Source organism: Pseudomonas sp. CFBP13528 (assembly GCF_005233615.1).
Lineage (GTDB): Bacteria > Pseudomonadota > Gammaproteobacteria > Pseudomonadales > Pseudomonadaceae > Aquipseudomonas > Aquipseudomonas fluorescens_AM.
In genome coordinates, this window is record NZ_QGAJ01000006.1 from 227,635 (window position 1) to 254,477 (window position 26,843).

Annotated in this window: 27 protein-coding genes; 11 read left to right on the forward strand and 16 right to left on the reverse strand. The window is 62.1% G+C overall.

Features of this window, described 5'->3' with window-relative positions:
* The first annotated feature begins 87 nt into the window (after positions 1 to 87).
* Genes PspCFBP13528_RS14815 through lnt form a run of 4 tightly spaced genes read left to right on the forward strand, consistent with a single transcriptional unit; the run spans position 88 to position 3,957 of the window.
* Positions 88 to 1,092, forward strand: a complete 1,005-nt coding sequence (locus PspCFBP13528_RS14815) for a PhoH family protein (protein ID WP_065952072.1) — start codon at positions 88 to 90, stop codon at positions 1,090 to 1,092.
* The gene (gene ybeY, locus PspCFBP13528_RS14820; protein WP_137200483.1) at positions 1,085 to 1,543 is read left to right on the forward strand and encodes an rRNA maturation RNase YbeY; all 459 of its coding nucleotides are present in this window, start codon (positions 1,085 to 1,087) and stop codon (positions 1,541 to 1,543) included. The genes PspCFBP13528_RS14815 and ybeY overlap by 8 nt, the downstream gene beginning before the upstream one ends.
* A 42-nt stretch (positions 1,544 to 1,585) precedes the next feature.
* A complete protein-coding gene (locus tag PspCFBP13528_RS14825; RefSeq protein ID WP_065952070.1) occupies positions 1,586 to 2,425 on the forward strand; it encodes an HlyC/CorC family transporter in 840 nt (279 codons plus the stop codon).
* Positions 2,426 to 2,433: 8 nt separating this feature from the next.
* On the forward strand, positions 2,434 to 3,957 hold the full coding sequence (gene lnt / locus PspCFBP13528_RS14830; RefSeq protein WP_101219633.1) for an apolipoprotein N-acyltransferase: 1,524 nt from the start codon (positions 2,434 to 2,436) through the stop codon (positions 3,955 to 3,957).
* A 121-nt stretch (positions 3,958 to 4,078) separates the two neighbouring features.
* Here lnt and PspCFBP13528_RS14835 read toward each other — a convergent pair whose 3' ends face one another.
* Both PspCFBP13528_RS14835 and PspCFBP13528_RS14840 read right to left on the reverse strand, forming a co-directional pair.
* Positions 4,079 to 4,840, reverse strand: a complete 762-nt coding sequence (locus PspCFBP13528_RS14835) for a YdcF family protein (protein ID WP_065952068.1) — start codon at positions 4,838 to 4,840, stop codon at positions 4,079 to 4,081.
* Positions 4,841 to 4,935: 95 nt separating this feature from the next.
* On the reverse strand, positions 4,936 to 5,253 hold the full coding sequence (locus PspCFBP13528_RS14840) for a hypothetical protein (RefSeq protein WP_137200484.1): 318 nt from the start codon (positions 5,251 to 5,253) through the stop codon (positions 4,936 to 4,938).
* Positions 5,254 to 5,513: 260 nt separating this feature from the next.
* Here PspCFBP13528_RS14840 and leuS point away from each other — a divergent pair, with 260 nt between their 5' ends.
* From leuS to PspCFBP13528_RS14865, 5 genes are all read left to right on the forward strand, one after another.
* Positions 5,514 to 8,120 (forward strand): leucine--tRNA ligase, encoded by a 2,607-nt coding sequence (gene leuS, locus PspCFBP13528_RS14845; protein WP_065952066.1) that lies wholly within the window; start codon positions 5,514 to 5,516, stop codon positions 8,118 to 8,120.
* An 89-nt stretch (positions 8,121 to 8,209) separates the two neighbouring features.
* On the forward strand, positions 8,210 to 8,815 hold the full coding sequence (lptE, locus tag PspCFBP13528_RS14850) for an LPS assembly lipoprotein LptE (protein ID WP_065952065.1): 606 nt from the start codon (positions 8,210 to 8,212) through the stop codon (positions 8,813 to 8,815).
* Between the two features lie 39 nt (positions 8,816 to 8,854).
* Positions 8,855 to 9,892, forward strand: a complete 1,038-nt coding sequence (gene holA / locus PspCFBP13528_RS14855; protein ID WP_101219635.1) for a DNA polymerase III subunit delta — start codon at positions 8,855 to 8,857, stop codon at positions 9,890 to 9,892.
* A gap of 209 nt (positions 9,893 to 10,101) precedes the next feature.
* Positions 10,102 to 10,266: an alternative ribosome rescue factor ArfA gene (arfA, locus tag PspCFBP13528_RS14860; protein ID WP_065952063.1), complete on the forward strand. Its 165-nt coding sequence runs from the start codon at positions 10,102 to 10,104 to the stop codon at positions 10,264 to 10,266.
* Between the two features lie 62 nt (positions 10,267 to 10,328).
* Complete coding sequence (locus tag PspCFBP13528_RS14865; RefSeq protein ID WP_101219637.1) at positions 10,329 to 11,654, forward strand: lytic murein transglycosylase; 1,326 nt, start codon at positions 10,329 to 10,331, stop codon at positions 11,652 to 11,654.
* 131 nt (positions 11,655 to 11,785) lie between these two features.
* On the opposite strand, the gene PspCFBP13528_RS14870 is transcribed toward PspCFBP13528_RS14865, so the two are convergent.
* The 13 genes from PspCFBP13528_RS14870 to PspCFBP13528_RS14930 all read right to left on the reverse strand — a co-directional run bounded on the left by PspCFBP13528_RS14870 (position 11,786) and on the right by PspCFBP13528_RS14930 (position 24,265).
* Entirely contained in the window at positions 11,786 to 12,706 is a 921-nt protein-coding gene (locus PspCFBP13528_RS14870) for an LD-carboxypeptidase (protein ID WP_137200485.1), read from the reverse strand.
* A 151-nt stretch (positions 12,707 to 12,857) separates the two neighbouring features.
* Positions 12,858 to 13,859 (reverse strand): lipoyl synthase, encoded by a 1,002-nt coding sequence (gene lipA, locus PspCFBP13528_RS14875; RefSeq protein ID WP_162276339.1) that lies wholly within the window; start codon positions 13,857 to 13,859, stop codon positions 12,858 to 12,860.
* Positions 13,860 to 13,884: 25 nt separating this feature from the next.
* A complete protein-coding gene (gene lipB / locus PspCFBP13528_RS14880) occupies positions 13,885 to 14,532 on the reverse strand; it encodes a lipoyl(octanoyl) transferase LipB (protein ID WP_065952060.1) in 648 nt (215 codons plus the stop codon).
* Positions 14,532 to 14,807: a DUF493 domain-containing protein gene (locus PspCFBP13528_RS14885; RefSeq protein ID WP_065886843.1), complete on the reverse strand. Its 276-nt coding sequence runs from the start codon at positions 14,805 to 14,807 to the stop codon at positions 14,532 to 14,534. Before PspCFBP13528_RS14885 ends, lipB begins: the two co-directional genes overlap by 1 nt.
* Positions 14,808 to 14,891: 84 nt before the next feature.
* Positions 14,892 to 16,049 carry a D-alanyl-D-alanine carboxypeptidase family protein gene (locus tag PspCFBP13528_RS14890; protein ID WP_065952059.1) on the reverse strand — a complete coding sequence of 386 codons (1,158 nt, stop codon included), beginning with the start codon at positions 16,047 to 16,049 and terminating at the stop codon, positions 14,892 to 14,894.
* 184 nt (positions 16,050 to 16,233) lie between these two features.
* Entirely contained in the window at positions 16,234 to 17,238 is a 1,005-nt protein-coding gene (locus PspCFBP13528_RS14895; protein WP_065952058.1) for a septal ring lytic transglycosylase RlpA family protein, read from the reverse strand.
* The gene (gene mltB / locus PspCFBP13528_RS14900; RefSeq protein WP_065952057.1) at positions 17,238 to 18,248 is read right to left on the reverse strand and encodes a lytic murein transglycosylase B; all 1,011 of its coding nucleotides are present in this window, start codon (positions 18,246 to 18,248) and stop codon (positions 17,238 to 17,240) included. The genes PspCFBP13528_RS14895 and mltB overlap by 1 nt, the downstream gene beginning before the upstream one ends.
* A 17-nt stretch (positions 18,249 to 18,265) precedes the next feature.
* Positions 18,266 to 19,369 carry a rod shape-determining protein RodA gene (rodA, locus tag PspCFBP13528_RS14905; protein ID WP_065952056.1) on the reverse strand — a complete coding sequence of 368 codons (1,104 nt, stop codon included), beginning with the start codon at positions 19,367 to 19,369 and terminating at the stop codon, positions 18,266 to 18,268.
* Positions 19,370 to 19,400: 31 nt separating this feature from the next.
* Positions 19,401 to 21,299 carry a penicillin-binding protein 2 gene (mrdA, locus tag PspCFBP13528_RS14910; protein ID WP_137200486.1) on the reverse strand — a complete coding sequence of 633 codons (1,899 nt, stop codon included), beginning with the start codon at positions 21,297 to 21,299 and terminating at the stop codon, positions 19,401 to 19,403.
* A 15-nt stretch (positions 21,300 to 21,314) separates the two neighbouring features.
* Positions 21,315 to 21,782 carry a 23S rRNA (pseudouridine(1915)-N(3))-methyltransferase RlmH gene (gene rlmH / locus PspCFBP13528_RS14915; RefSeq protein ID WP_003176297.1) on the reverse strand — a complete coding sequence of 156 codons (468 nt, stop codon included), beginning with the start codon at positions 21,780 to 21,782 and terminating at the stop codon, positions 21,315 to 21,317.
* Positions 21,783 to 21,791: 9 nt separating this feature from the next.
* Entirely contained in the window at positions 21,792 to 22,286 is a 495-nt protein-coding gene (rsfS, locus tag PspCFBP13528_RS14920) for a ribosome silencing factor (RefSeq protein WP_003237041.1), read from the reverse strand.
* Between the two features lie 69 nt (positions 22,287 to 22,355).
* Positions 22,356 to 23,000 (reverse strand): nicotinate-nucleotide adenylyltransferase, encoded by a 645-nt coding sequence (gene nadD, locus PspCFBP13528_RS14925; RefSeq protein ID WP_065952054.1) that lies wholly within the window; start codon positions 22,998 to 23,000, stop codon positions 22,356 to 22,358.
* Positions 23,000 to 24,265, reverse strand: coding sequence for a glutamate-5-semialdehyde dehydrogenase (locus PspCFBP13528_RS14930; protein WP_137200487.1), 1,266 nt, complete (start codon positions 24,263 to 24,265; stop codon positions 23,000 to 23,002). Before PspCFBP13528_RS14930 ends, nadD begins: the two co-directional genes overlap by 1 nt.
* A 175-nt stretch (positions 24,266 to 24,440) precedes the next feature.
* On the opposite strand from PspCFBP13528_RS14930, the gene PspCFBP13528_RS14935 reads away from it, so the two are divergent.
* Together PspCFBP13528_RS14935 and PspCFBP13528_RS14940 are read left to right on the forward strand one after the other, a co-directional pair.
* The gene (locus PspCFBP13528_RS14935) at positions 24,441 to 25,124 is read left to right on the forward strand and encodes a DNA-3-methyladenine glycosylase (protein ID WP_065952052.1); all 684 of its coding nucleotides are present in this window, start codon (positions 24,441 to 24,443) and stop codon (positions 25,122 to 25,124) included.
* A 95-nt stretch (positions 25,125 to 25,219) separates the two neighbouring features.
* Positions 25,220 to 26,536 (forward strand): bifunctional DedA family/phosphatase PAP2 family protein, encoded by a 1,317-nt coding sequence (locus tag PspCFBP13528_RS14940; RefSeq protein ID WP_137200488.1) that lies wholly within the window; start codon positions 25,220 to 25,222, stop codon positions 26,534 to 26,536.
* On the opposite strand, the gene PspCFBP13528_RS14945 is transcribed toward PspCFBP13528_RS14940, so the two are convergent.
* Positions 26,530 to 26,745, reverse strand: a complete 216-nt coding sequence (locus PspCFBP13528_RS14945) for a hypothetical protein (RefSeq protein ID WP_137200489.1) — start codon at positions 26,743 to 26,745, stop codon at positions 26,530 to 26,532. The two genes, PspCFBP13528_RS14940 and PspCFBP13528_RS14945, sit on opposite strands and share 7 nt — an antisense overlap.
* Positions 26,746 to 26,843 lie beyond the last annotated feature (98 nt).

A 26,843-nucleotide genomic window follows, 5' to 3' on the forward strand; every position in this document is an offset into this window, starting at 1 on the left:
TTCCGATGACGTAAGTGCTTTCGTACCCGCGCCACTGGCGTTATTCTCTGTTTCACCTCAACAGCCAAAGGGCGGCTAAAAGCGACCTTGAACGCACCTACAGTAGAACCCCATCGTTTTCTCCTCGAGCCGTTTGAGGCTCGCCGTTTCGCCAACCTGTGCGGACAGTTCGACGAGCACCTGCGCCTGATCGAACAACGCCTGAGCATCGAGATCCGCAACCGCGGCAATCAGTTCGAGCTTATTGGTGAACCCCAACACACCACGTCTGCGGAAAACCTGCTGCGTCGCCTCTACCGCGAAACCAAGGGCAGTGAGCTGTCGCCGGAAACGGTGCACCTGTACCTGCAGGAATCCGCCGTGCAAGACCTGGCCAACAACCCGGTGGCCGAAGCCAGCGTGGCCTTGCGTACCAAAAAAGGCATGATTCGCCCGCGCGGCTTGAATCAGCAGAAGTACGTCAAGGAAATCCTCGGCAACGACATCAACTTCGGCATCGGCCCGGCCGGTACCGGCAAGACCTACCTGGCCGTGGCGTGCGCGGTGGATGCCCTGGAGCGCGAACAGGTTCGCCGCATCCTGCTGGTGCGCCCGGCGGTCGAAGCGGGTGAAAAACTCGGCTTCCTGCCCGGCGACCTGGCCCAGAAGATCGACCCGTACCTGCGCCCGCTCTACGACGCGCTGTACGAGATGCTCGGCTTTGAATACGTGGCCAAGCTGATCGAGCGTCAGGTGATCGAAATCGCCCCGTTGGCCTACATGCGCGGTCGCACCTTGAACAACAGCTTCATCATCCTCGACGAAAGCCAGAACACCACGGTCGAGCAGATGAAGATGTTCCTCACCCGTATCGGTTTCGGCTCCACGGCCGTGATTACCGGTGACGTCACCCAGGTCGACCTGCCCAAGGGCACCAAGTCGGGGCTGGCGCAGGTGATCGAGGTGCTCAAGGATGTACCGGGCATCAGCTTCACGCACTTCATGCCCAAGGACGTGGTGCGCCATCCACTGGTGCAGCGCATCGTAGAAGCCTACGAGCGTTTCGACCACAAGGACGACGTACCGACCCAGGACACGCGCCGCGATGCTTGAGCTTGACCTGCAACTGGCCAGCGAAGCGCCCGCCCCCAGCGAAGCACAGTTTCGTCAATGGTGCGCCCTGGCCCTGCGCCAGCGCACTGCCGACTCGGAACTGACCATCCGTCTGGTGGATGAGCCGGAAGGTCGAGCACTGAACCACACCTGGCGTCAAAAGGACTACGCGACCAACGTGTTGTCCTTCCCCGCCGACATCCCCGACGAATTCCTGGATATCCCGCTGCTGGGCGACCTGGTGATCTGCGTCGACGTGGTGGAACGCGAAGCGCGCGAACAAGGCAAGGAACTTGAGGCCCACTGGGCCCATCTAGTCATCCACGGCTGCTTGCATCTCTTGGGTTACGACCATATAGACGATGACGAAGCCGAGGAAATGGAAGCACTGGAACGAACGTTGCTTGCAGAACTGGGGCATCGCGACCCGTACGCAGACGACGAAAACTGATCAACACTCAACTGTCATATCAAAGGATTTAGAGTAATCGCTATGAGCGAAGACCGATCGAGCAACGGGCAAAAGTCATGGCTGGGTAAACTGACCCAGGCTTTTGCCCACGAGCCGAAAAACCGCCAGGAGCTGCTGGAGCTGCTGCGCGAGGCCCACCAGAACAAGTTGCTGGACAGCGAAGCGCTGGCCATCGTCGAAGGCGCCATCCAGGTGGCTGACCTGCAAGTACGCGACATCATGGTGCCGCGCTCGCAGATGATCAGCATCAAGGCGACCCAGACCCCACGGGAATTCCTCCCAGCCGTGATCGACTCGGCGCACTCGCGCTACCCGGTGATCGGCGAAAGCCATGACGACGTCATGGGCGTCCTGTTGGCCAAGGACCTGTTGCCGCTGATCCTCAAGGAGAACGGCGACAACTTCAACATCAAGGACCTGCTGCGCCCGGCCACCTTCGTGCCTGAATCCAAGCGCCTGAATGTGCTGCTGCGTGAATTTCGCGCCAACCACAATCACATGGCCATTGTGATCGACGAATACGGCGGCGTGGCCGGCCTGGTGACCATCGAAGACGTACTGGAGCAGATCGTCGGCGACATCGAAGACGAGCACGACGTCGAAGAAGACAGCTACATCAAGCCACTGCCCAGCGGCGACTTCCTGATCAAGGCATTGACGCCCATCGAGAACTTCAATGAGTTCTTCGACAGCGAATTTTCCGACGATGAGTTCGACACCGTCGGCGGCCTGGTGATGAGTGCGTTCGGGCACCTGCCCAAGCGTAACGAGACTACTGAGATCGGCGCCTATCGCTTCCGCATTTTGAATGCCGATAGCCGCCGGATTCACTTGATTCGCCTGACACCTGTTTCCCGCTAAGGATTGATATGCGCCGTCTGACCCGCCCCGGCTGGCCCGGTAATTTGCTGGCCGTGGTGGCCGGCGCCATCACCACCCTGGCGCTGGCGCCGTTCGATATTTGGCCGCTGGCGCTGGTAGCGGTCGGTCTGTTCTATATCGGCCTGCGTGAGCTCACACCCCGGCAGGCCCTGGGCCGCGGCTGGTGTTTCGGTTTCGGCCTGTTTGGCGCCGGCACCAGCTGGATCTACTACAGCATCCACCACTTCGGCGGCGCTTCGGTGCTGCTGGCGGGGTTCCTGATGCTGCTGTTCACCGCCGCCATCGCCTGGTTCTTCGCCCTGCCCGCCTGGTTGTGGGCGCGCTGGCTGCGCCGCAATGAAGCGCCATTGGCCGATGCACTGACGTTCGCGGCCTTGTGGGTCGGCCAGGAAGCCTTTCGCGGCTGGTTCCTCACCGGTTTCCCGTGGCTGTATTCGGGCTACAGTCAACTCGATGGCCCGCTGACCGGCCTCGCGCCATTGGGCGGAATGTGGCTGATTTCGTTCGCACTGGCGTTGACCGCCGCCCTGCTGTGCAACCTGCCGCGCCTGCTGGCGGGCCAGCGCAACAGCTTTATCGCGGCCGGCCTGGTGCTGCTCGTCGCGCCGTGGGCCATCGGCCTGGCGCTCAAGCATCACGCCTGGACCTCGCCCTCCGGCCCGCCCCTGAGCGTGGCCGCCATTCAGGGCAACGTCGAACAAAGCATGAAGTGGGACCCCGAGCAGCTCAACGCGCAACTGGCGCTGTACCGCGACATGAGTTTGAGCTCCAAACGCGTCGATCTGCTGGTGTGGCCGGAAACCGCCGTACCGGTACTCAAGGAGTCGGTCGAAGGCTACCTGGGCATGATGGGCAAGTTTGCCGCCGAGCGTAATACCGCACTGATCACCGGGGTACCGATTCGCGAGGAGGTGCGCCACGAGAAGCGCTACTTCAACGGCATCACGGTGGTCGGCGAAGGTGACGGCACCTACCTCAAGCAGAAGCTGGTGCCGTTCGGTGAGTACGTGCCGCTGCAGGATATGCTGCGCGGGTTGATCGCCTTCTTCGACCTGCCGATGTCGGACTTCGCCCGCGGCCCATCCGACCAACCCATGCTCCAGGCCAAGGGTTATCAGATTGCGCCGTTCATCTGTTATGAAGTGGTGTACCCGGAGTTCGCTGCCGGCCTGTCGGCCCAGAGCGACCTGCTGCTGACGATCAGCAACGATACCTGGTTCGGCCGCTCGATCGGCCCGCTGCAGCATCTGCAAATGGCGCAGATGCGTGCACTTGAAGCCGGACGCTGGATGATCCGCGCCACCAACAACGGCGTGACCGGCCTGATCAACCCGTTTGGGCAGATCACCGCCCAGATCCCGCAATTCGAGCGCGGCATTCTTTATGGGGAAGTGGTGCCGATGCACAACCTGACGCCTTACCTGCAATGGCGCTCGTGGCCGTTGATCATTGTGTGCCTGCTGCTGTTTGGCTGGGCGCTGCTGGCCGCCCGCATGGCCAAAACCGTCTGACGGCCAACACATAACCAATGTGGGAGGGGGCTTGCCCCCGATTGCGGTGTATCAGTATCAAATGTACTGACTGACACACTGCTATCAGGGGCAAGCCCCCTCCCACATTTGTCCTGCGGTGTTACCTGTAGAACAACCTATACCCCACCTGCCCCACCGCCTCATTGATCAACTGCCCGCTCTGCCACACCGACTTGACCTCCGGCATCCACCCGCCAAGCGGTCGACCGTGATCCACGCCTAGAAACCCCACCGGCCCGGGCACCACGGTGAAGCCGGCCTTCTCAAAGCTCCACACCGAACGCGGCATGTGCCACGCCTGGGTCACCACCACCACGCGCTTGATGCCTTGAGGCAACAGAATCTCGGCGCTCATCTGCGCATTTTCCCAGGTGGTGCGGCTGCGCTCTTCCTTCCAGCGCACCGTGACGCCGAAGTCATCCTGCATCGACACCGCCATCAGCTCCGCCTCGCTGGGCGGTGTGCCGTAGTGCAGGCCGCCGGTGGTCAACACCGGCAACCCGGATGCCTTGGCCAGACGCGCCGCGTAACGCTCACGCTCCAGGCCGATACCGGTGGGCTGGTCAGAGCCCCACGCAAGGTCGCCGCGCTCACGACCGGAGCCCAGCACCACAATCGCATCGGCGCGCTGGGCCAGGTTTGCCCAGTCTTCGCGGGCCAACGGCGGCGCTGTCTCCAGGGCATGTGCGCCCCACTGCACCATCACCGGCAGGCTGATCAACCACATCCCGCCCAATCCCAAGGCAAAGCAACACCCGGCCAGGCGCGGGCGACTGCGGCGAAACCACCAGGCAAGCGCCAGCAACAGCAGGAAAATACCGGGTGGCAACAACAATTGTTTAATGAAATAACGAAAAGGCATCGGGCATCTCCAAAGATGCCCGAAGCCTAGATGCAACGGGGTTCAGCAACAATCCTTACGAGCATATTTTGTAAACATCAACGGATAACGCGGGGTCACTTGCACCGTATCGACCGGACATTTTCCGGGCTGCGACCGGCCGCCAGATCCTTCAGCCACACTACCTTGGCCGAACGAGGCGACTCGTGGACTGGCGGGGATGCCGGCCCATGAGCGGCGCGCTGGTGGTGCAATTCCAGATAGCGCTTGATCAGTTCAAGCTCTGCCTGGCTCAAGCCTCGCAACTCCAGTTCCAGAGGCCGTTCATCACGCAATCGGCCTGCGGTTCTTGCGGCATCCAATGCCCGACCCAAACGGTCGATCAGTCCTTCATATAACTGCGGTTTCGTCAAAGTTCGCTGCGATTCAGCCATCCCCTCACCTCATTGAAGAAATACTTGCTCCCCAATAAACAGCGTAGCCCCCGTGGCTGCACCTGCCCGGTGCCGCGACAGACGGCCTGGCCTGCGCAATCAGGGTTTCCCTCGATAGAGTGGGGTCATGTATGCTACGGCGCTTCCTGTAACTCCACTTCCCGCAGGGTTTGGGCATGGACGCGCCGCTTTTGGTGTCGATCAACCCGAACGTTGCACCGAAGAGGATTAGGCCACCCCTATCCAGTTCAAAAGTAGCCATGCACGAACAATATCAGCCCCGCGAAATAGAAAATGCCGCACAAACCTTCTGGGACGAGCAAAAGTCCTTTGAAGTCAGCGAACAGCCAGGCAAGGAGACGTTCTATTGCCTATCGATGTTCCCTTACCCCAGCGGCAAGCTACACATGGGGCACGTGCGTAACTACACCATCGGCGACGTGATTTCCCGCTACCAGCGCATGCTCGGCAAGAACGTTCTGCAACCCATGGGTTGGGACGCTTTCGGCATGCCGGCGGAAAACGCCGCGATGAAAAACAACGTGGCGCCCGCCAAGTGGACCTACGAAAACATCGCCTACATGAAGACCCAGCTGCGCAGCCTGGGCCTGGCGGTGGACTGGTCCCGCGAAGTGACCACCTGCAAGCCGGACTACTACCGCTGGGAACAATGGCTGTTCACTCGCCTGTTCGAAAAAGGCGTGATCTACAAAAAAAGCGGCACCGTGAACTGGGACCCGATCGACCAGACCGTACTGGCCAACGAACAGGTCATCGACGGTCGCGGCTGGCGCTCCGGCGCGCTGATCGAAAAACGCGAAATCCCGATGTACTACTTCAAGATCACCGCTTACGCGGATGAACTCTTGTCGAGTCTGGACGACTTGCCGGGCTGGCCTGAACAGGTCAAGACCATGCAGCGCAACTGGATCGGCAAATCCAAGGGCATGGAAGTGCAGTTCCCGTACAACGTCGACTCGATCGGCGAAGCGGGCGCACTCAAGGTCTTCACGACCCGTCCCGATACCCTGATGGGCGCGACCTACGTTGCCGTGGCCGCCGAACACCCGCTGGCTACCCAGGCCGCACAGAACAACCCCGAGCTGCAGGCGTTCATCGCCGAATGCAAGGGCGGCAGCGTGGCCGAAGCCGACGTCGCCACCCAGGAGAAAAAAGGCCTGCCGACCGGGCTGTTCGTCGAGCACCCGCTGACGGGCGAGAAATTGCCGGTCTGGGTCGCCAACTACGTGCTGATGCATTACGGCGATGGCGCTGTAATGGCAGTCCCCGCTCACGACGAGCGCGACTTCGAATTCGCCACCAAGTACAGCCTGCCGATCAAGTCGGTGGTACGCACCAGCGCGGGCGACACCAGCCCGGCCCCGTGGCAGGACGCCTATGGCGAGCACGGTGAGCTGATCAACTCCGGCGAATTCGACGGCCTGGACTTCCAGGGCGCTTTCGACGCCATCGAAGTCGCCCTGATCAAGAAAAATCTCGGTGCCTCGCGCACCCAGTTCCGCCTGCGCGACTGGGGCATCAGTCGTCAACGCTACTGGGGCTGCCCGATCCCGATCATCCACTGCGAAAGCTGTGGCGACGTGCCAGTACCGGAAGACCAATTGCCGGTCGTCCTGCCCGAAGACGTCGTACCGGACGGCGCCGGTTCGCCATTGGCGCGCATGCCCGAGTTCTACGAATGCAGCTGCCCGAAATGCGGCCAGCCTGCCAAGCGTGAAACCGACACCATGGACACCTTCGTGGAGTCCTCGTGGTACTACGCCCGCTACGCCTCGCCGCACTATGAAGGTGGCCTGGTCGAGAAATCCGCAGCCGACCACTGGTTGCCGGTGGACCAGTACATCGGCGGTATCGAACACGCCATCCTGCACCTGCTGTACGCACGTTTCTTCCACAAGCTGATGCGTGACGAAGGCCTGGTCAGCTCCGACGAGCCGTTCAAGAACCTGCTGACCCAAGGCATGGTGATCGCCGAGACCTACTACCGCCGCGAAGCCAATGGCGCCTACACCTGGTTCAACCCGGCGGACGTCGAGCTCGAGCGTGACAGCAAAGCCAAGGTCATCAGCGCCAAGCTCAAATCCGACGGCCTGCCGGTGGAAATCGGCGGCACCGAAAAGATGGCCAAGTCGAAAAACAACGGCGTCGACCCGCAATCGATGATCGATCAGTTCGGCGCCGACACTTGCCGCCTGTTCATGATGTTCGCCTCGCCGCCCGACATGAGCGCCGAATGGTCCGACTCCGGCGTCGAGGGCTCGCACCGCTTCCTCAAGCGCGTCTGGCGTCTGGCCCATGCCCACGTCAGCCAGGGCTTGCCGGGCAAGCTGGACGTCGCGACCTTGAATGATGAACAGAAAGCCATTCGTCGCAGCACCCACCTGGCTATCCGCCAGGCCAGTCAGGACGTAGGGCAGAACCACAAGTTCAACACCGCCATCGCCCAAGTGATGACGCTGATGAACGTGCTGGAAAAAGCCCCGCAGGCCACGGCACAGGACCGCGCATTGATCCAGGAAGGCCTGGAAACGGTTACCCTGCTGCTGGCGCCGATCACGCCGCACATCAGCCACGAACTGTGGAGCCGCCTGGGCCACAGCGGTGCCGTCATCGACGCCCGCTGGCCGGTGCAGGATGACAGCGCGCTGGTACAGGACACGCTGCAGTTGGTGATCCAGGTCAATGGCAAACTGCGCGGCCAGATCGACATGCCGGCCAGCGCCAGCCGTGAAGAAGTCGAAGCGGCTGCACGCTGCAACGAGAACGTGCTGCGCTTTACCGAAGGCCTGACGATCCGCAAAGTGATCGTAGTGCCCGGAAAACTGGTCAATATCGTCGCCAGCTAAATCGGATCGGGCGCAGGGCTTGAGCCCTGCGCCGAACTAAACCTTCAGGGCCTCGATAAGGCCCGCCTGGTTTCAAGGGGAGCAACAACATGATCAAACGCAATCTGCTGGTAATGGGCCTGGCCGTTCTGTTGAGCGCTTGCGGCTTCCAGCTGCGCGGCACCGGCACCAATGAATTGTCGCTCAAGGAACTCGACGTCAGCGCGCGTAACGCCTATGGCGAAACCGTGACTCAGCTGCGCCAGAGCCTGGAAAACGCCGGCGTGCATGTCTATACCGGCGCTACCTACAAGCTGAACCTGGTCGATGAGCGCGAAACCCAGCGCAACATCAGCTACGCCAGTGCCGGCCGCGCGTCCGACATCGAGTTGGCCACCACCGTCAGCTTCGAAGTACAGGGCCGCGATAACTTGCCGCTGATGGGCGACAAGATCCAGGTGCAGAAAGTTGTGAGCCACGACGGCAACAACCTGGTGGGTTCGGACTCCGAGACCCTCCAGGTCCGCAAGGAAATGCGTCGTGAGCTGGTTCAGCGCATGATGACTCGCCTGCAACTGCTCACCCCGGAAAAACTGGCGGAGTTGCAGCAGATCGCCGACAACAAGGCCAAGGCTGACGCCGATGCCCTGAAGGCTGCGCAAGAGTATGAAGACAACACGCCGAAACAGTCGCCTGTTGAAGTACCTGTCGAGTAAGCCAAACGGGGCGCTGCTGGCGCCCCGTTCGCCCTGCCTATGAAGCTCGCCCCCGCCCAACTCGCCAAACACCTGCAAGGTGGCCTCGCGCCTGTCTATATCGTCAGCGGCGATGACCCGTTGCTGTGTCAGGAAGCAGCCGACGCCATTCGCTCGGCGGCGCGCCAGCAAGGTTTCGATGAACGCCAGGTGTTCAGTGCCGACGCCAGTTTCGACTGGGGAACGTTGCTGCAAGCCGGCGCGAGCATGTCGCTGTTTGCCGAAAAACGCCTGCTGGAACTGCGCCTGCCCTCGGGCAAGCCGGGCGATAAAGGCGCGGCAGCGTTGATCGAATATTGCTCGCGCCCTGCTGAAGATACGGTGTTGCTGATCAGCCTGCCCAAGCTGGATGGCAGTGCGCAGAAAACCAAATGGGGCAAGGCGCTGGTGGAAGGCCCGCAGACCCAGTTCGTTCAGATCTGGCCGGTGGACAGCAGCCAGCTGCCGCAGTGGATTCGCCAACGCCTGTCACAGGCGGGGATGGCGGCCACGCAAGAGGCCGTCGAGCTGATCGCCGCCAGGGTCGAAGGCAACCTGCTTGCCGCCGCCCAGGAGATCGAAAAGCTCAAGCTGATGGCCGAAGAGGGGCAGATCACCGTCGAAACCGTGCAGGGCGCGGTGGCTGACAGTGCGCGCTTTGATGTTTTCGGGCTGGTGGACGCGATACTCAACGGTGAACCCGCTCACGCCCTGCGAATGCTCGAGGGGCTGCGTGGCGAGGGTGTGGAACCGCCGGTGATTCTCTGGGCCCTGGCCCGGGAACTGCGGGTACTGGCCAACATTGCCTTGCAATACAGCCAGGGCACGCCGCTGGACAAATGCTTCAGCCAGGCGCGGCCGCCGGTGTGGGACAAGCGCAAGCCCCTGATGAGCAAGGCCCTGCAACGGCACTCGGCGCAACGCTGGGCGCAACTGTTGCTGGAAGCGCAGCGCATCGATGCACAGATCAAAGGCCAGGCGGCCGGTTCGCCCTGGATGAGCCTGAGCCGCTTGTCGCTGCTGATGGCCGGCCAGCGCCTGGCGTTGCCTGCCGAGTAACCTGTCCATCAGTAACACCGCGCAACAATGTGGGAGGGGGCTTGCCCCCGATAGCAGTGGACCAGTCAATTCATCAGGTGACTGACACACCGCAATCGGGGGCAAGCCCCCTCCCACATTTTGATTGCGTTTACAATTTTCGGGCTTTACAGCACCGCTACTTAGGCAGATTATTTTCCCCGCTCCATCCATCCAGCGAGAGACCGACCATGAGCAAAAAGCCATCCAAGCATGGCCCGAACAAGGCCAAATCCATCATCGCCCAGCCACTGTTCCGCAGCCGTCAGGAACGCGCCGGCAAGGGCAAAGGCAGCTACCGCCGCGAAGCCTTCCAGTCTGACAGCTGGGAGGCTTCTTACTTTGTGGCTGCCTGAAGGCAAGCGCCCCTCTGGCATGATAAGGTCTGCACTGGATTTGTAACCCCCTGGACCTGTGCATGCCCTCTAGTCTTTCCCGTCGCTGGCACCTTCGCCAGTTGATTGCTGCCTCCAGCCTCATTCTGCTAGTCGCCTGCGCGGAAAAACCCACCGCCGCGGACGCTCAACCCCTGCCCGCGCTCAAGACCGCACCGGCCGTCGCGCCTGCCGTCGTGGCGCCGCTGGCGGTGGACAACCTGAACATCCAACCGACCCAGACCTTCGCCGAATGGCAGGCCGGGTTCCGTGCACAGGCCCTGCAAGCCGGGATCACCGCGCAAGTCTTCGATAACGCCTTCGCCGGCGTCAGCCCGGACATGGCCGTGATTCGCGCCGACCGCAGCCAGCCGGAGTTTTCCCGTCCGGTGTGGGAATACATCGATGGCGCGCTGTCGCCGCTGCGCGTGCGCAACGGCCAGGCGTTGCTGGTCAAATACGCCGATATCCTGCAGCGCATCGAGGAGCGTTACGGCGTTGATCGCCAGGCACTGGTCTCGGTGTGGGGCATGGAAAGCAACTTCGGCCAGTTCCAGGGCAATAACTCGGTGATCCGCTCCCTCGCGACCCTGGCCTATGAAGGCCGCCGCCCGGCGTTTGCACAGGCGCAACTGCTGGCGGCGTTGCAGATCATCCAGCACGGCGATATCCCGGCCGACCAGATGAAAGGTTCCTGGGCCGGTGCGATGGGCCAGACCCAATTCATCCCCACCACCTACAACACCCACGCGGTGGATTTCGACGGTGACGGTCGCCGCGATATCTGGAACAGCCCCGGTGACGCCCTCGCCTCCACCGCCCATTACCTGCAAAGCTCCGGGTGGCAGAAAGGCCAGCCGTGGGGCGTCGAGGTGCAGCAACTGCCCTCGGGCTTCGACTATTCCCTGGCCGATGGTGGCATCCGCAAGACCGTCGCCGAATGGCTCAAACTGGGCATCCAACTGCCGCCCGGCGTGAGCCTGCCGGCCAACGTCGAGCAGCTGTCCGCCGCCCTGCTGCTGCCGGCCGGCTACCGTGGCCCGGCATTCCTGGTGCTGGATAACTTCCGTGCGATCCTCAAGTACAACAATTCGTCGTCCTATGCGCTGGCCGTTGGCCTGCTGTCGGAGCGCTTTGGTGGCGGTGGGGTGATTCGCGGGAGCTGGCCAAAGGATGAGCTGCCGCTGAGCCGCTCACAACGTATCGACCTGCAGACGGCGCTCAGCGCCAAAGGCTATGACGCGGGCAATGCCGACGGGATCATCGGCGCCAACACACGCAAGGCGATTCGGGCGGCGCAGCAAGCGTTGGGCTGGCCGGCGGATGGGTATCCGACGGTGAAGTTGCTGGAGGCGGTGCAGGGCCTATAGATTGGCGTATGGCGACTACCGTCATCGGGGGCAAGCCCCCTCCCACATTTGACTGCATTCCAAAGGGTGTACAGGGTCCAATTGTGGGAGGGGGCTTGCCCCCGATAGCGGTTTAGCAGTCGACGATTATTTCAAGGGTTGAACACCACATCCTGCTCCAACACCACCCACTGTTCCCCCGCATCCAACCGCACCAGCGCGCCCATCGGCAGCGTCAGGTTCGGGTCGCAGTGCCCGCTGCGCCAACCAGCCAGCACCGGAACGCACAGCGGTTCGAAGGTCTGTTTCAACAGTCCTTCAAGCGCCACCTGATCCACACCGGCCACATCCCCCACCAACACTCCCGCAACCTGATCCAGTTTGCCCGCCAGGCGCAGATGCGTCAGCAAGCGGTCGATGCGATAGAGCGGCTCGTTGACGTCCTCGATAAACAGGATGATGCCTTCAGCGTCAATTTCATAAGCGGTGCCCATCACCGCCGCAATCATCGATAAGTTACCGCCCAGCAAGCGCCCGCAGGCGATGCCTGGCTCGATCGCGGTCAAGGGGTAGGCCACCGGGTGCGCGAGCACACTGCCGGCGCCCAACTGGCCGCGCAACAGGCTGAACAGCGAGGTCTCGGTAGGGGGTTGCTTGTCACCGAGCAGGTCTGCATTGAGCATCGGCCCGTGGAATGTGACGAAGCCGGCATAGCGGTTGATCGCCAGGTGCAAGGCGGTGATATCGCTGTAGCCGACGAAAGGCTTGGGGTTGGCGCGCAGCAGGTCGAAGTCCAGTGCATCAAGTAAACGTGGCGAACCGTAGCCGCCGCGCAGGCAGAAGATGGCATCGATTTCGGGGTCGGCGAAGGCGGCGTGAAGGTCGTTCAGACGCACTTGATCGCTGCCGGCCAGGTAGCCGTCGCGTTCATACACACCGGGGAAAATTCGCAGTTCATAGCCACGGGTGCGCATCCATTGCCCGGCTTTTTCGACGTCCAGGGCAGCAGGACCGGCGGGGGCGATCAGGCCAATGGTGCCTTCGAGGCGCAATGCAGGTACGGCGGCAGTCATGCACAATTCTCCCTAATATGACGCATAACGAAATGTGGGAGGGGGCTTGCCCCCGATGGCGATGTATCAGTCACTCATGTATTGACTGTCACACCGCAATCGGGGGCAAGCCCCCTCCCACATCGGACCTGCGGTGTTGCACAGGCCTGTGTTACGAAACCAGGCTCGCCTTGACCAGCTTGGCCTGCTCATCGGCGTGATACGAAGACCGTACCAGCGGGCCCGATGCGACGTTCTTGAAGCCCATCTTGTAACCTTCCTCGGCGAACCAGGCGAAGGTGTCCGGGTGCACGAAACGTTGCACCGGCAAGTGGCTGCGGGACGGTTGCAGGTATTGGCCCAGGGTCAGCATGTCAATGTCATGCTCGCGCATGCGCTTCATGACTTCGATGACTTCTTCGTCGGTTTCGCCCAGGCCCAGCATCAGGCCGGACTTGGTCGGAATGTGCGGCATCATCTGCTTGAACTTCTGCAGCAGGGTCAGCGACCACTGGTAATCCGAACCCGGACGCGCAGCCTTGTACAGGCGCGGCACGGTTTCCAGGTTGTGGTTGAACACATCCGGCGGCTCGGCGGCGGTGATTTCCAGCGCCACGTCCATGCGACCGCGGTAGTCGGGCACCAGGGTTTCGAGCATCACGTTGGGCGACAGCTTGCGGATTTCGCGAATGCAGTCGGCAAAGTGCTGGGCGCCGCCGTCACGCAAGTCGTCACGGTCGACCGAGGTGATCACCACGTATTTGAGTTTCAGGTCGGCGATGGCGATGGCCAGGCTTTGCGGCTCGTTGACGTCCAGCGGCTTCGGCCGGCCGTGGCCCACGTCGCAGAACGGGCAACGACGGGTGCAGATGTCACCCATGATCATGAAGGTGGCGGTACCGCCGGAGAAGCATTCACCCAGGTTCGGGCACGACGCTTCTTCGCACACGCTGTGCAGCTTGTGTTTGCGCAGCAGCGCCTTGATACGGTCGACTTCCGGCGAGACCGGGATACGCACGCGAATCCAGTCAGGCTTTTTCGGCAGTTCGGTGGTCGGAATGATCTTCACCGGGATGCGTGCAACCTTCTCGGCGCCGCGCAGCTTGACGCCGGCTTCCACCTTGGCACGCGGGGCCGGGGCTGGACGCTCGGTGATGTCCAGCGTCGGGATCATGGTTTGCACAACATCAGTAGTCATATCAATCGATTCCGCCCGTCAGGGTCGTCTGCTCAGCATAGTCGAGGTGTTTGACGAGCTGCGCGCGCAGCCGGGCACTTACCTCGGCAAATTCTATGGGTGTTGCATGGTCGCTCAACTGGGTCATCGCCAGCCCCGCATAACCGCACGGGTTGATCCGTCGGAACGGGGCCAGGTCCATGTCCACATTCAGGGCCAGGCCATGAAAGGAACAACCGTGCCGGATACGCAATCCGAGGGAGGCGATTTTCGCGCCATCCACATACACACCTGGTGCATCGGGCTTGGCCGCGGCGGTCACGCCGTAACTGGCCAGCAGCTCGATCAGGCAAGCCTCCATGCGGCTGACCAGATCACGTACACCAAACCCCAACTTGCGCACATCCAGCAACAGGTAGGCAACCAGTTGGCCAGGCCCATGGTAAGTCACTTGACCCCCTCGGTCGACCTGCACCACCGGAATATCACCCGGCAGCAGCAGATGCTCAGCCTTGCCGGCCTGGCCCTGGGTGAACACCGGCGGGTGCTCGACCAGCCAGATTTCATCCGCTGCCGCGCTGCCGCGCTCGTTGGTGAAGCGCTGCATGGCGTGCCAGACGGGCTCGTAGTCCATCCGGCCGAGCTCGCGAACGCCCAGGACGTGCGACATCACAGCACCATGTGCACGAAGCCGGTAGCCCGCAGTTCGCTGTTGATGTTGTAGAGCTGGTCCTGATCCGTCGCAACGATGTGCAACTGGATCGTCGTGTACTTACCCGTGGAGCTGGAACGTTCGTCCACACGGTTGTCGTTGATCGTCGCATGTTTGCGCACAATCTCAAGAATTGTGTCTTTGCGACCTACGCCGGTATCGCTGATCACCTTGATGGGATAATCCGTCACCGGGAATTCGATCTTTGGCGCCTTTACTTCTTTATCGGTCATGGCAGAACGGCCTCGTAAGCGGTAAGCCGTGGCGACGGCAAAGCCCCGCGTCGGATCAACGCGGGGCTTTGCAGGTGCACACAATCAGTTGAACAAGCCGTAGAAGAATAGACGGATGCTATCCCACACGCGGCGGAAGATACCACCTTCGTCGACGGCGTCCAGTGCGATCAGGTCGGCGCTGTGCACCACCTTGTCGTCCAGCTTGACTTCAACCTTACCGATCACATCACCCTTGGCGATTGGCGCAACCAGTTGCGGGTTCAGGGTCATGCTGGCAGCGAGCTTTTTCAGCTGGCCTTTAGGCATGGTCAGGGTCAGGTCATCGGCCAGGCCGGCCTTGACCTGGGAGGTCGCGCCCTTCCATACCGGCGCGGTCGCAAGCTCGGTGCCCTTCTGGTAGAAGGTCTGGGTTTCGAAGAAGCGGAAGCCGTAGGTCAGCAGTTTTTGCGTCTCGGCCGCACGGGCCTGCTCGCTGTTGGTGCCGAATACCACGGCGATCAGGCGCTGGCCATCACGTACGGCGGACGACACCATGCAGTAGCCGGCTTCGTCGGTGTGACCGGTTTTCAGGCCGTCGACGGTCTTGTCGCGCCACAGCAACAGGTTGCGGTTAGGCTGCTTGATGTTGTTCCAGAAGAACTCCTTCTGGGAGTAGATCGCGTAGTGCACCGGGTCGACACGGATGATCGCGCGGGCCAGGATTGCCATGTCGTGAGCCGACGAATAATGCTCCGGGTTCGGCAGGCCGGTCGGGTTCATGAAGTGGCTGTTGGTCATGCCCAGGTCGCCGGCCGTCTTGTTCATCATGTCGGCGAACGCATCTTCGCTGCCGGCGATGTGTTCGGCCAGGGCTACGCTGGCGTCGTTGCCGGACTGGATGATGATGCCGTGCAGCAGGTCGCTGACCGTAACTTGCGAGCCGACCTTGATGAACATCCGCGAACCACCGGTACGCCAGGCGTTTTCGCTGACGGTCACCGGATCGTTCTCGCCGATCTGGCCCCGACGGATTTCCAGGGTCGCGATGTAGGCGGTCATCAGCTTGGTCAGGCTGGCAGGCGGCAGACGCACGTCACCACCGTTTTCGACCAGCACGTTGCCACTGGCGGCATCCATGAGGACCCAGGCCTTGGCGGCCAGTTGCGGGGAAGCCGGCACCATCTCAACCGCCCAGGCGGCCGGGGTGATGATCAGCGAGATAAGCAGGCACGTACGTTTGGCTAAGGTGGTGATGTTCATCCGTCTCTCGAAATTGCTTATGGAAACTTGCCCTCGCGGGCAAAACTATTCAGACAGCCCGCTTCCAGACTGTCACGTGTTCGGTTGCCCGCTCACCCCTTGCCCCTGGGTTTTTATTGTTCAACGAGCCAACAACCAGGGCCCGGGCACGCGCACGCGCCTGAACCTTCAATCCTGTATTGCCTTATTCCGCGGTCACTACGCTGGGTTGCCCCAGGTTAGCCAGGCGCACGCTGTTCTGCACTTGCGCAACTTCGCTCGGCGAGCCGATCGGCCCCATGCGCACACGGTGCAGGGTCTGCTGGTTACGCACGATGGAGCTGATGAACACCGGCGCGCTGACCATGCCGCTGAGCTTGGACCTTAACAGTTCTGCCGCATCCGGGTTGGCGAAAGCGCCCACCTGCAGGTACTGCCCGCCCACCTTGGAGGCACCGGGCGCCGCATGGGGCACGACCACGGTGTCCGGAGCATGCTGCGCCGGCGGCGGTGTCCATTGTTCGATCTTGCCGGTCGACGCCGTCACTTGCGGTTGCGGGGTTTGCGGCTCGTTGAGCATCAACGGCGCCGGCTTGCCACGCTGGGCCCAGTACTGCGCCGGGTCGATGCCTTCGACTTTCACCCGTGCGGTACCGATTTCGGCGTAACCGAGTTTCTTCGCAGCGGCATAGGAGAGGTCGATGATCCGGTCCGAATAGAACGGCCCACGGTCGTTGACCCGCAGGATCACGGTGCGGTTGTTGTCCAGGTTGGTCACGCGCACGTAGCTGGGCAGCGGCAGGGTCTTGTGCGCCGCACTCATGCCGTACAGGTCATACACTTCGCCGTTGGCGGTGTTCTGGCCGTGGAACTTGGTGCCGTACCAGGACGCCGTGCCCGACTGCACGTAGGTCCTGGATTCCTGCAGCGGGAAGTAATTCTTGCCCAGCACGGTATAGGGGTTGGCCTTGTAGGGGCCGGAGTGCAGGGTTGGCGTGGCATCCGGGATCTTGGACACATCCACATCCCACCACGGCGCGCCGTCCTTGTGCGCACGGTTGATGTCCAGGCCCGGCTGGGCGCGAACCACCGCGCCGCCGGCCTTCTTGGCTGGCGCTCGATTCGGCGTCGTGGAGCAACTGGCGACCAGCAGGGACAACGCGGCGAACGCCACCAGCTTGAGCGGTTTTTTGAACGGCGATACCCGCATTACTTGTTGCCCCGTGCTTGAACCAGCTCGTCTGACAGCTGATGCACGGCCATGGCGTACATCACACTGCGGTTATAACGCGTGATTGCGTAGAAATTCTTCAGGCCCATCCAGTATTCCGGGCCATTTTCACCTTCGAGGCGGAACGCCGTCACCGGCATATCATCGCGTGGCGCATTCTGACTCGACCAGCCCAGCGCTCGCAACTCCCCGACGGTCTTCACCGGGTCGATACCCTGGGTCAGGCCTTCATCGGCGCGCTCGCCCGTCACATCGGCGCGCACCACCACCGGTTCTCCGCCCACCCAGCCGTGACGCTTGAAGTAGCTGGCCACGCTGCCGATGGCATCGTCGGGGTTGCTCCAGATATTGATATGCCCGTCGCCGTCGAAATCCACCGCATAGGCGCGAAAGCTGCTCGGCATGAACTGCGGCAAGCCCATCGCCCCGGCGTACGAGCCCTTGAGGGTCATCGGGTCGACCTGTTCTTCGCGGGCCAGCAGCAGGAATTCGCGCAGCTCCTTGCGGAAGAACTCGGCGCGCGGCGGGTAATCGAAGCCCAGGGTCGACAACGCGTCGATCACCCGGTAACTGCCGGTGTTGCGCCCGTAGAAGGTTTCAATGCCGATGATCGCGACGATGACCTGGGCCGGCACGCCGTATTCCTGCTCGGCGCGGGCCAATACCGCCTCGTGCTGGCGCCAGAAGTCCACGCCCCGGGCCACGCGGGCGTCGGTGAGGAACATCGGGCGATATTCCTTCCACTGCTTGACCCGCTCGGCAGGGCGCGAGATGGCGTCGAGGATCGCCTGCTTTTTGCGGGCTTCGCGAAACACGCCCATCAGCTGTTCACCGGCGAAACCGTAGTCGCGGGTCATCTCACCGACGAATTCGGCGACCTGAGGTGAGCCATCGTAGTCACCGGCCTGCGCCTCCTGCGTGGCGCCCAGCAGCCCAATCAGGCCCATCCAGGACGCATGCCGAGTGGCCCAGCCGCGCATTACTTGCATTGACATCTTCACCTTATTCAAACCTGAGCGATCCATTTGCGATGCGTATGAATCGACATCAAAACCCCAAACGCTGACAGCAATGTCACCAGCGAAGTTCCGCCGTAGCTAATGAATGGCAACGGCACCCCAACCACCGGCAGCAGGCCACTGACCATACCGATGTTGACGAAAACATAAACAAAAAACGTCATGGTCAGACTGCCGGCCAGCAACTTGCCGAACAGCGTCTGCGCCTGTGCGGTAATCACCAGCCCGCGCCCGATCAACAGCAAATAGATCAGCAGCAGCGCGCAAATGCCTACCAGGCCGAACTCTTCGCCCATCACCGCGATAATGAAGTCGGTGTGGCTTTCGGGCAAAAAGTCCAGGTGCGATTGGGTACCCAGCAGCCAGCCCTTGCCGAACACGCCGCCGGAGCCGATGGCGGCCTTGGACTGGATGATATTCCAGCCCGTACCCAGCGGGTCGCTTTCGGGGTCGAGGAACGTCAGGATCCGCTGCTTCTGGTAGTCGTGCATAAAGAAGAACCACATGGCCACCGCCACCGGCACGGCAGCGGCCAGCACGCTGAGAATCCAGCGCCAGCGCAGGCCGCCCATGAACAGCACGAACGCGCCGCCCGCCAGGATCAGCAACGAAGTGCCGAGGTCCGGCTGGCGCACGATAAGAATGAACGGCACGCCGATCAGGACCAGGCTGATCCCCACATGCTTGAGCTGTGGCGGCAAGGTGCGCTTGGACAGGTACCAGGCGATGGTGGCCGGCATCAGGATCTTCATGAATTCCGACGGCTGGAAGCGAATCACCCCCGGAATGTTGATCCAGCGGGTCGCGCCCATGGCGTTGTGACCCATCACGTCCACCACCACCAGCAGCAACACTCCGGCGACATAACCCAGCGGCACCCAGCGCGCCATGAAACGCGGCTCGAGCTGGGCGATCACCACCATCGACAACAGGCCCAGGCCGAATGACGACGCTTGCTTGATCAGCAGGTCCCAGTTCTTGCCGCTGGCCGAATACAGCACGAACAGACTGCCAGCCGCCAGTATCAGCAGCAGCACCAGCAACGGGCCATCAATGTGCATGCGTTGCAGCAACGTCGCACGGCGACGCATCACATCTTCACTGGAGAGGATGCGGTCAAAATTACTCTTCACGGGCCGTAACCTCGGGGCTTGAAGGGGGGCCGCCATATTCGGGCTTGAGCTTGCCGTCGGGGGCCAGCAGCCAGGCATCCATGATCTGGCGCACCACAGGCGCGGCCACACCGGAGCCGGACTCGCCGTTCTCCACCATCACCGCCACCACGATTTTCGGGTCATCGGCAGGGGCAAAGCCGACAAACAAGGCGTGGTCGCGGTGGCGCTCCTGCACCTTGGAGCGGTCATATTTTTCACCCTGCTTGATCGCGACCACCTGAGCGGTACCGCTCTTGCCGGCGATGCGGTATTGCGCGCCGAGCGCCGCCTTGCGTGCGGTGCCGCGAGCGCCATGCATCACCTGCTGCATGCCGTGATTGACCTTCGCCCAGTCGGACGGGTCGCGCAGCACGATGTCGGGGATCGGGTTCTCATCCACCGGTTTCTCACCTTCGATGGTCCTGGCCAGGTGCGGCCGGTTCCACACGCCCTTGTTCGCCACCAGCGCCGTTGCCTGGGCCAGTTGCAGCGGGGTGGCCTGCATATAGCCCTGGCCAATGCCGAGGATCAGGGTTTCGCCGGGGAACCACGCCTGCCGGCGCGTCGCGCGCTTCCATTCGCGCGACGGCATCAGGCCGGGAGACTCTTCGAACATGTCCAGGGAGACCTTCTGACCTAGGCCGAACTTGCCCATGTAGGCCGCCAGGCGATCGATCCCCAGCTTGTGGGCCAGGTCATAAAAGTAGGTGTCGTTGGAGCGCATGATGGCGGTGTCCAGGTCGACATAGCCGTCACCGGAGCGGTTCCAGTTACGGTATTTGTGATCGTAGTTGGGCAGCATGTAATAGCCGGGGTCATAGACCCGGCTCGACGCGGTGACCACCCCTGAATCCAGGCCGGCAATCGCCACCGCCGGCTTGATGGTCGACCCCGGCGGATACAGGCCGCGCAGCACCCGGTTGAACAGCGGCCGGTCGATGGAGTCGCGCAACTCGGCGTAGGCCTTGAAGCTGATACCGGTCACGAACAGGTTGGGGTCGAAACTCGGCTGGCTGACCATGGCCAGTACTTCGCCAGTCTTCGGGTCCAGCGCCACCACCGCACCGCGACGACCGCCCAGCGCCATTTCGGCGGCTTCCTGCAACTTGATGTCCAGGCTCAGCACGATGTCCTTGCCCGGCAATGGGTCAGTGCGCTTGAGCACGCGCAGCACGCGGCCACGGGCGTTGGTCTCGACCTCTTCGTAACCCACCTGGCCGTGCAGTTCGGGCTCGTAGAAACGCTCGATGCCGGTTTTGCCGATGTGATGGGTGCCGCTGTAATTGACCGGATCGAGGCTTTTCAGCTCTTTCTCGTTGATGCGCCCCATATAGCCGACCGAGTGGGCAAAGTGCGGCCCCTGCGGGTAATGCCGCACCAACTGCGCCACCACTTCCACGCCGGGCAGGCGGAACTGGTTCACTGCGATCCGCGCGATCTGCTCTTCGTTGAGCTCGAACAGGATCGGCACCGGCTCGAAAGGCCGGCGGCCCTGCTTCATGCGCTTCTCGAAAATCCCCCGGTCTTCCGGCGTCAGCTGCAGCACTTCGACAATCACATCGAGCACTTGCTGCCAGTCGCCGGAACGCTCGCGGGTCATGCTCAGGCTGAAGCTGGGCCGGTTATCCGCCACCACCACGCCATTGCGGTCGAAAATCAGCCCACGGGTCGGCGGGATCGGCTGCACATGCACCCGATTGTTTTCCGACAAGGTGGAGTGATACTCGTACTGGATCACCTGCAGGTAATACAGACGGGCAATCAGCACACCAATCAATGCCACCACCATGACCGCGCCAAACACCACGCGCGCGCGTACAAGACGTGCGTCCTTCTCGTGGTCCTTGATGCGGATTGGCTGGGTCATCGACAATGGCGCAGATTATTTGTGATAAGGGTGCCCGGACAGAACTGTCCAGGCGCGATACAGCTGTTCACCGATCAGGATCCTTACCAACGGGTGCGGCAGCGTGAGCGCCGACAGCGACCAGCGCTGATCGGCCCGCGCACAGACTTCCGGCGCCAGCCCTTCGGGACCGCCGACCATGAAGTTGACGGTGCGCGAATCCAGGCGCCAGCGGTCCAGTTCCACCGCCAATTGCTCGGTGCTCCAGGGCTTGCCGTGCACTTCAAGAGTGACGATGCGCTCGTTGGGGCCGACCTTGGCCAACATGGCTTCGCCTTCCTGACGGATAAAGCGCGCCACGTCGGCGTTCTTGCCCCGGGTATTGAGCGGTATTTCCACCAGCTCAAGCGAAAGCTCGGCAGGCAGGCGCTTGGCATACTCGTGCCAGCCCTCTTCCACCCACTTGGGCATGCGTGAACCGACAGCGATCAGACGCAGGCGCACAGCCGTTCCTTATTCCTGGTCTTTGTTGAGCTTGTCGAAGTGCGCGTGGCCCACTTCCGGGCTGTGGTGCTTGCCATCGGCGGCACGGCTCTGCTCGGCGCCTTTCCACAGACGCTCCAGGTCGTAGAACTGACGGGCGTTGGAGGTCATCATGTGCACGATCACGTCGTCCATGTCCAGCAGCACCCAGTCGCTGTCGCCCTTGCCTTCTTCACCCAGCGGCTTCACGCCCTGGGCTTTGACGGCTTCGCGCACCTTGTCCAGCATCGCGCCGATCTGGCGGTTGGAGGTACCGGTGGCGATGATCATGTAGTCGGTGATGCTCTGCTTGTCGCGTACGTCCAGCACCTGGATGTCCTGGGCTTTCACGTCTTCCAGGGCCGCCACGGCGACTTTTACCAGCTCTTCGCCAGCCAGTTCCGGGCCAACGTGGGCTTCTACCGGCAGCGGTGCGCTTTTGAAGGTGCCTTTGCGCTTAACTTTGCTTACGTCTTTGTTCGTCATATAAAACTCGTTTTGCTCGTATGTTCGGGCGCTCGCTGCACGATGGTGCGTAGCGACAAGCGCGCCTTTTCAGTTCGACGCACGGTAAAGCCCGTGCGCATCGATGTAGGCCAGGACCGCGTCAGGCACCAGGAAACGTACCGACTTACCGCTGGCCAGCAGTTGACGGATCTGGGTGGCGGACACCGCAAGCGGGGTCTGCCAGACGAATGCAATATTCCCGTTCGGCCCGGTCAGGGCCAAGGGGTCACTTACCGACCGCGCAGCCAGCAGGTTGCGCAAGGCATCCGGCGGTTCGCTGTCGGCATCCGGGCGTTGCAGAACCAGGATGTGGCAATGCTGGAGGAGTTCCTCCCAGCGGTGCCAAGAGGGCAGGCCGCAAAATGCGTCCCAGCCCAAAAGCAGAAACAACTGGTCATCGGCGGCCAACTCGGCGCGCATCAGCTCCAGGGTGTCGACAGTGTAGGACGGTTTATCGCGCTTGAGCTCGCGATCATCCATCACCAGTGGTGCTATGCCCTCCACCGCAACGCGCACCATTTCCAGGCGCTGCTGCGCGGACACCTGCGGCGTATCGCGGTGGGGCGGCCGGAAATTGGGCATCAGGCGCAATTCATCCAACGCCAGGGCATCCGCGACTTCCAGGGCACTGCGCAAATGGCCGATGTGCACGGGGTCGAAAGTACCGCCGAGCAGCCCGATGCGTTTAGCCATCAAGTGCGCACGTGACCGTCGCCGAACACCACGTACTTCTCGCTGGTCAGGCCTTCCAGGCCGACCGGGCCGCGTGCGTGGAGCTTGTCGGTGGAAATGCCGATTTCCGCCCCCAGGCCGTACTCGAAACCATCGGCAAAGCGCGTCGAGGCATTGATCATCACCGAAGCGGAATCCACTTCATTGAGGAAACGCCGGGCATCGCTGAAATGCTCGGAGACGATGGCGTCGGTATGCTTGGAGCCGTAGGTATTGATGTGTTCGATGGCCTGGTCCAGGTCGTCGACAATGCGGATCGACAGGATCGGCGCCGTGTATTCGGTGTACCAGTCCTGCTCGGTTGCCTCGATCACGTCCGCCCCCAGCAGCGCACGGGTACGCTCGCAACCGCGCAACTCCACGCCCTTGTCGCGGTAGATGGCGGCCAGCGGCGGCAGCACGCGCTCGGCAATGCCGGCGTGCACCAGCAGGGTTTCCATGGTGTTGCACGGCGCGTAGCGATGGGTCTTGGCGTTGTCGGCGATGCGGATCGCCTTGTCGAGGTCGGCGGCGATGTCGATAAAGACGTGGCACACGCCGTCCAGGTGCTTGATCACCGGCACCTTGGCGTCGCGGCTGACGCGCTCGATCAGGCTCTTGCCGCCACGGGGCACGATCACGTCAACGAACTCGGGCATGGTAATCAGCGCGCCAACCGCTGCGCGGTCGGTGGTTTCCACCACTTGCACCACCTCGGCGGGCAACTCGGCCACGGCCAGGCCCTGCTGGATGCAGGCCGCGATGGCACGGTTGGAATGGATCGCCTCGGAACCGCCGCGCAGGATGGTGGCGTTGCCCGACTTCAGACACAGGCTCGCGGCGTCGATGGTCACGTTCGGACGCGACTCGTAGATGATGCCGATCACGCCCAGGGGGACGCGCATCTTGCCGACCTGAATGCCGGACGGCAGGTAACGCATATCGCGAATTTCACCGATGGGGTCAGGCAACTTGGCCACCTGACGCAAGCCTTCGATCATGTCGTCGATACGCGCCGGGGTCAGTGCCAGACGATCCAGCAGGGCCGGTTCCAGGCCATTGGCGCGGCCGTTGGCCAGGTCCTGTTCGTTGGCGGCGGCCAACTCGGAGCGCGCAGCATCCAGAGCATCGGCGGCGGCCAGCAGGGCACGGTTCTTCTGCGCAGTGCTCGCACGGGCGATCAACCGCGAGGCCTGACGGGCAGCGCGACCCAGGCGGGTCATGTAGTCAAGAACGGACTCAGTCATGGGTCAGGAAGTCTTGGCAAAGAGGAAAGCGGCAGATTATAGCTGTGACGCCGCCTGACTGACAGCGGTGAGGGGCGGATGGTCGAAATGAACTGTAAAAACCTGGGGTTCAGCGGTAATTAAGGTGAGAGTTGTTATGATTCCGTCACATTTAGCCGTAATAACCCTGAACGTTATGCCCACAATGACGCCCGAACGCCCCACCCGCGCCCTCCCCGACAGCTTCTTCGACCGTGACGCCCAGTTGCTCGCGCAAGAACTGCTGGGAAAAGTCATTCGCCATCGTGTCGGCGAAACCTGGCTTTGCGCGCGCATTATCGAAACCGAAGCCTATTACGTGGCCGAAAAAGGCAGTCACGCTTCACTCGGCTACACAGAAAAGCGTAAGGCTTTGTTTCTGGATGGTGGGCATATCTACATGTACTACGCCCGGGGCGGTGATTCGCTGAACTTCAGCGCCCATGGCCCGGGCAATGCCGTGCTGATCAAATCGGCCTATCCCTGGGTCGATGAGGTGTCCGGGCCGGCGAGCCTGGCGCAAATGCTGTTGAACAACCCCAACCCCGACGGTAGCCCGCGCTCCTCGCAGAAACTCTGTGCGGGCCAGACGCTGCTGTGCAAGGCGCTGGGCCTGAAGGTGCCCATGTGGGATGCCAAGCGCTTCGATCAGGAACAGTTGTATGTCGAGGACGTGGGCCAGGTGCCCACGCAGATTATCCAGACCACACGGCTGGGCATTCCCAGTGGACGCGATGAGCATTTGATGTACCGCTTCGTCGATGCTGGCTATGCGCCTTATTGCACACGGAACCCGCTGCGGCGCGGGCAGGTCGAAGGCCGCGATTATTTTTTGATCTGAACAGACTGAACCGGCTGGAATCGATACCTGTCGTACAGAGATTTTAATGTGGGAGGGGGCAAGCGCCCCCTCCCACACTTGATGGAGTGGAGTGTATGGGCCAATGGCTCGATAGCATTACCGGCTGGCTGACCCTCAACCCACAATGGCTGGCGGCGGCGGTGTTTATCGTCGCGTGCGTGGAATGCCTGGCCATCGCCGGGCTGATCGTGCCGGGCACGGTGCTGCTGTTTGCGATTGCCGCGCTCGCCGGCAGCGGCGCGCTGTCGTTGAGTGACACCCTGCTGCTGGGCTTCCTTGGCGGGTTATTGGGCGACGGGGTTTCCTACTACCTGGGCCGACATTTCCATCAGAATATCCGGCGTCTGCCCGGCCTGCGTCACCATCCGGAGTGGATGGATGGCGCGCAAACCTACTTCCATAAGTACGGCATCGCCAGCCTGCTGGTCGGGCGCTTCATCGGCCCGTTGCGCCCCATGCTGCCAATGGTCGCCGGCATGTGCGACATGCCGTTCCCGCGCTTCGCGATCGTGAGCGTTATCGCGGCGGCGGGTTGGTCAGTGGCTTATCTGTTGCCGGGCTGGGCTGCCGGTGCTGCGTTCCGCCTGCCCCTGCCCGAAGGTTTCTGGCCGGAAGCGGCGATTGTCGCGGCCTGCCTGGCAGCACTGCTGGGGCTGAGCTTGAACAGCAGCTTGCGCGGCCATCGTCGAGCCACCCTGTGGACCGGCTGCGCCAGCCTGACGTTGCTGGTCGCGCTGTTTATCGGCTACCCGCATCTCAACGATTTCGACCAGGGCCTGAGCGCATTGGTGCAGGAGCATCGCAGCCCGTGGCTCGACGAGGTGATGGTGCGGATCACCCAGTTGGGCGAATTCAAGAAAATGTTCGTCGCCAGCGCGGTGTTTACCGGCCTGTTGTTGCTGGCGCGACAGTGGCGTCATGCCATATTCGTCGGCGCCACGCTGGCGGGCGCCGCCGTGATCAATACCGGCACCAAGCTCTTCTTCGCCCGCGGGCGCCCGGAGATCCTGACCGACCCCCTTACCAGTTTCAGCATGCCCAGCGGCCATGCCTCCGGCGCGTTTGCGTTCTTCCTGGCCCTGGCGGTACTGGCCGGCCGAGGCCAACCCACGCGACTGCGCCTGACCTGGCTGCTGCTGGGCTGCATACCTGCCGCGTTCATCGCGTTGTCGCGGGTCTACCTGGGCGCTCACTGGCCTACGGATATCCTGGCCGGTACGCTCTTGGCCATGAGCGTGTGCGCATTGAGCCTCACCCTTATTCAATACCGCAGCCCGTTGCCGCCGATGACGCAAAAAGCCTGGTGGCTGGTCTTGCCCGTGGTGGTGGCGGTGCTCGGCTTTATCGCGTTTACCGGTACGTCCCACGCGCTGCTCAGGTACGCCTACTGACCTTTGGCCGGGCCAATCCAGTCCACCGACGCGCTGCGACGTTCAACACAACGCTCGCGTCGTTCCAGCAGCATTTCATCGGCAATGTCGGCGGCGTGCTCGGCGATGTATTGCGCGCCCCGCGTGGGATCGTGCTGGAGCAGGTGGGTGGCCACGCTGACAAAATACGCGTCCCAGGCGACTTGTTCCGAGGGTGTCAGCTGAAGCATGGTCATCTCCGATCATTGGGGTGTGATCGGAAAATAGTGCGGGTCGGGGGCCCAGGAAGCGACCAAACAAAGTCTGAAAACCCCGCCAGGAAAGTCCG

Excerpts from the sequence above, each read along its gene's own strand:
- ybeY (WP_137200483.1), top strand. The coding sequence starts at position 1,085 with ATGCTTGAGCTTGACCTGCAACTGGCCAGCGAAGCGCCCGCCCCCAGC.
- rodA (WP_065952056.1), bottom strand. The coding sequence starts at position 19,369 with ATGCGTCGCCGTGCGACGTTGCTGCAACGCATGCACATTGATGGCCCG.
- PspCFBP13528_RS14840 (WP_137200484.1), bottom strand. The coding sequence starts at position 5,253 with ATGGCTGAATCGCAGCGAACTTTGACGAAACCGCAGTTATATGAAGGA.
- PspCFBP13528_RS14945 (WP_137200489.1), bottom strand. The coding sequence starts at position 26,745 with ATGCTTCAGCTGACACCCTCGGAACAAGTCGCCTGGGACGCGTATTTT.
- PspCFBP13528_RS14825 (WP_065952070.1), top strand. The coding sequence starts at position 1,586 with ATGAGCGAAGACCGATCGAGCAACGGGCAAAAGTCATGGCTGGGTAAA.
- lptE (WP_065952065.1), top strand. The coding sequence starts at position 8,210 with ATGATCAAACGCAATCTGCTGGTAATGGGCCTGGCCGTTCTGTTGAGC.
- PspCFBP13528_RS14885 (WP_065886843.1), bottom strand. The coding sequence starts at position 14,807 with ATGACCGATAAAGAAGTAAAGGCGCCAAAGATCGAATTCCCGGTGACG.
- PspCFBP13528_RS14930 (WP_137200487.1), bottom strand. The coding sequence starts at position 24,265 with ATGACTGAGTCCGTTCTTGACTACATGACCCGCCTGGGTCGCGCTGCC.
- lipB (WP_065952060.1), bottom strand. The coding sequence starts at position 14,532 with ATGTCGCACGTCCTGGGCGTTCGCGAGCTCGGCCGGATGGACTACGAG.
- PspCFBP13528_RS14940 (WP_137200488.1), top strand. The coding sequence starts at position 25,220 with ATGGGCCAATGGCTCGATAGCATTACCGGCTGGCTGACCCTCAACCCA.
- PspCFBP13528_RS14890 (WP_065952059.1), bottom strand. The coding sequence starts at position 16,049 with ATGAACATCACCACCTTAGCCAAACGTACGTGCCTGCTTATCTCGCTG.
- rsfS (WP_003237041.1), bottom strand. The coding sequence starts at position 22,286 with ATGACGAACAAAGACGTAAGCAAAGTTAAGCGCAAAGGCACCTTCAAA.
- lipA (WP_162276339.1), bottom strand. The coding sequence starts at position 13,859 with ATGATCCCGACGCTGGACATCACCGAGCGTCCAGCCCCGGCCCCGCGT.
- holA (WP_101219635.1), top strand. The coding sequence starts at position 8,855 with ATGAAGCTCGCCCCCGCCCAACTCGCCAAACACCTGCAAGGTGGCCTC.
- nadD (WP_065952054.1), bottom strand. The coding sequence starts at position 23,000 with ATGGCTAAACGCATCGGGCTGCTCGGCGGTACTTTCGACCCCGTGCAC.
- mrdA (WP_137200486.1), bottom strand. The coding sequence starts at position 21,299 with ATGACCCAGCCAATCCGCATCAAGGACCACGAGAAGGACGCACGTCTT.
- PspCFBP13528_RS14895 (WP_065952058.1), bottom strand. The coding sequence starts at position 17,238 with ATGCGGGTATCGCCGTTCAAAAAACCGCTCAAGCTGGTGGCGTTCGCC.
- PspCFBP13528_RS14865 (WP_101219637.1), top strand. The coding sequence starts at position 10,329 with ATGCCCTCTAGTCTTTCCCGTCGCTGGCACCTTCGCCAGTTGATTGCT.
- arfA (WP_065952063.1), top strand. The coding sequence starts at position 10,102 with ATGAGCAAAAAGCCATCCAAGCATGGCCCGAACAAGGCCAAATCCATC.
- leuS (WP_065952066.1), top strand. The coding sequence starts at position 5,514 with ATGCACGAACAATATCAGCCCCGCGAAATAGAAAATGCCGCACAAACC.
- PspCFBP13528_RS14870 (WP_137200485.1), bottom strand. The coding sequence starts at position 12,706 with ATGACTGCCGCCGTACCTGCATTGCGCCTCGAAGGCACCATTGGCCTG.
- lnt (WP_101219633.1), top strand. The coding sequence starts at position 2,434 with ATGCGCCGTCTGACCCGCCCCGGCTGGCCCGGTAATTTGCTGGCCGTG.
- PspCFBP13528_RS14835 (WP_065952068.1), bottom strand. The coding sequence starts at position 4,840 with ATGCCTTTTCGTTATTTCATTAAACAATTGTTGTTGCCACCCGGTATT.
- mltB (WP_065952057.1), bottom strand. The coding sequence starts at position 18,248 with ATGCAAGTAATGCGCGGCTGGGCCACTCGGCATGCGTCCTGGATGGGC.
- PspCFBP13528_RS14935 (WP_065952052.1), top strand. The coding sequence starts at position 24,441 with ATGCCCACAATGACGCCCGAACGCCCCACCCGCGCCCTCCCCGACAGC.